The following is a 2,498-nucleotide window of genomic DNA, read 5'->3' on the forward strand; positions in this document are numbered from 1 at the left end:
AGCGATAGGCGGCTTTGGTGTGACGACGTGAAGACAGGTAAAAGTCAATGGTGCAGCCCCTGCTGTCGACGGCGCGGTACAGATAAGCCCAGCGTCCGTTGACCTTCACGTAGGTTTCATCGAGATGCCATGAGCCAAAACCGGAAGGTTGACGCCAGTACCAGCGCCGCCGCTTTTCCATCTCAGGTGCAGAACGCTGAACCCATCGATAAATCGTGGTGTGATCGACATTTACCCCTCGCTCAGCCAGCATCTCCTGCAGCTCACGATAACTGATGCCATATTTGCAGTACCAGCGGACGGCCCACAGGATAATATGACGCTCAAAATGTCGACCTTTAAATGGGTTCATGTGCTGCTCCTTCAACTAAACAGTGGCATCAGTTTACCATCGCCAGATCTTTGCAACAGTGCCCTTAATCTAACGCCAGCAGTCGATTAGTGCTGTGGATGGAGACCCGCTGCGTTCAGTTTTTTACCGCAAACTACCACCCTGCACCCTGCAAGAGATGTGATGGCGGTGATTAAGGCATTTCATTCCCCCCGGCCACTGGTTAAGATGGCACCTTAAGTGTGGCTATCTTATGCCCGCACGAAGAACATCTCGGCACTTTGCCGGTCAAAATCTGGATTTCCTTGTTAGGGATTGCGATATGTTAATCCGATTCAACCGAGGCCTGTTGGCTTCCCTGATAGTGACACTGCTGGCAGCCCAGACGCTGCCAGCGCGTGCAGACGTAAGCCATAATCTGCCGAATATTGGCACCACCGCGGGCGGAACCCTGTCGATTAATCAGGAACTGGCAATGGGCGACTTCTACGTGCGCCAGCTGCGTGCCAGTGCGCCAATCATCAATGATCCGTTGTTAAATCAGTATATTAACGACCTCGGTCAGCGCTTGGTGTCCCATGCCCTGTCAGTCAGAACCCCGTTCCATTTCTTCCTGATCCGCAATGATGAAATTAACGCCTTCGCCTTCTTTGGCGGCAACGTAGTGCTGCACTCCGCGCTGTTCCGCTATGGCGATAACGAAAGCCAGCTGGCTTCAGTGATCGCGCACGAAATCTCGCACGTCACCCAGCGCCATCTGGCGCGTGCGATGGAAGATCAGCAACGCAACGCCCCACTCACTTGGGTGGGTACGCTGGGTTCGATTCTGCTGGCAATGGCCAGTCCGCAGGTCGGAATGGCGGCGGTGACCGGCACGCTGGCCGGAACTCAGCAGGGAATGATCAGCTTTACCCAGCAGAATGAACAGGAAGCCGACCGAATTGGCATTCAGGTGCTACAGTGCTCCGGATTTGACCCGGAAGCGATGCCAAACTTTCTGCAAAAGCTGGCAGATGAGTCGCGTTTTGCCTCCAAACCGCCGGAAATACTGCTGACGCACCCGCGGCCCGACAGCCGCCTCGCCGATGCGCGCAACCGTGCCAATCAGATGAAGCCGGTAGTTGCGCAATCTTCGCAGGATTTCTATATGGCAAAAGTCAGGGCGCTGGGAATGTTTTCCACCGGGCAGAACCAGCTAAATGACGATCTGCTGACCTCACTGTCGCGCGGCAACAGCCGTGAACAGGCTGCTGCGCAGTATGGTAAAGCCGTACTGTTGCTGGGCGAGAATAAATTTGCCGAAGCGCGCAATATCATCACCCCGCTGCTGGCAAAGCAGCCGGATAACGTCTGGTATCTCGATATCATGACCGACATTGATATCGGGCTGAAACAGCCACAGCAGGCCATCAACCGCCTGTTGGCTGCGAAAGGCGTCAATACGATTGCGGTATTACAGATAAATCTGGCAAACGCCTATGTCGAAGCAAAACAGCCAGCTAATGCCAGCAAAGTACTCTATCGCTATACCTGGGCGAATAAGGACGATCCTAACGGCTGGGATCTGCTGACTCAGGCTTCTGCGGCGCAAGGTCTGAGCGATGAAGAGCAGGCTGCTCGCGCCGAAAGCCTAGCGCTGGTCGGTCAGCTTGACCAAGCGATCCGCAGCCTGAGCTGCGCCAGCGCAGCCGTGCCGCTCGGCAGCCTGAAACAGGCGCGTTACGACGCCCGTATCGATCAGCTGCGCCATTTACAGGAACGTTTCCGCCAGTATCAGAAATCATAAGGACAGGATGAATGCCTGAAGTACAGATTTACCACAACCCGCGCTGCCCGAAGAACCGGGAAACCCTAGCGCTGCTGCAGGCGCACGACATCGAACCCGAAGTAATCCTCTACCTGGAAACGCCGCCGGATAGCGCCACGCTGCAAGCACTACTGCAGCAGCTGAGTTTCAGCAGCGCACGCCAGCTCATGCGTTAGAAAGAGGAGGCTTACAAAGCGGCCAGACTTAGGGATATTGGCCTGAGCGAACAGCAGCTGCTGGCGGCGATGATGGCATAACCGAAGCTGATTGAGCGTCCGATTGTGGTGGCAAACGTCCATGCGCGCATTGGTAGTCCACCGGAGTAGGTGCTGGAGATTTTATTGGGCACTGTTGCAAAGA

At 55.2% G+C, this 2,498-nt stretch carries 2 protein-coding genes and 1 pseudogene; 2 read left to right on the top strand and 1 reads right to left on the bottom strand.

Annotated elements, in window-relative coordinates; genetic code table 11:
* Positions 1-352, bottom strand: a 352-nt coding sequence (locus BBW68_RS10175; RefSeq protein ID WP_148127480.1) for an IS6 family transposase, incomplete at its 3' end; no start/stop codon positions are given.
* A 301-nt stretch (positions 353-653) separates the two neighbouring features.
* Between BBW68_RS10175 and bepA the strand changes: the two genes are divergently transcribed.
* Both bepA and arsC read left to right on the top strand, forming a co-directional pair.
* Complete coding sequence (gene bepA / locus BBW68_RS10180; protein ID WP_070135272.1) at positions 654-2,117, top strand: beta-barrel assembly-enhancing protease; 1,464 nt, start codon at positions 654-656, stop codon at positions 2,115-2,117.
* Positions 2,118-2,128: 11 nt separating this feature from the next.
* A pseudogene (arsC, locus tag BBW68_RS10185) lies at positions 2,129-2,464 on the top strand (arsenate reductase (glutaredoxin)).
* Positions 2,465-2,498 lie beyond the last annotated feature (34 nt).

Origin of the sequence: Candidatus Erwinia dacicola, assembly GCF_001756855.1 — a bacterium.
Lineage (GTDB): Bacteria > Pseudomonadota > Gammaproteobacteria > Enterobacterales > Enterobacteriaceae > Erwinia > Erwinia dacicola.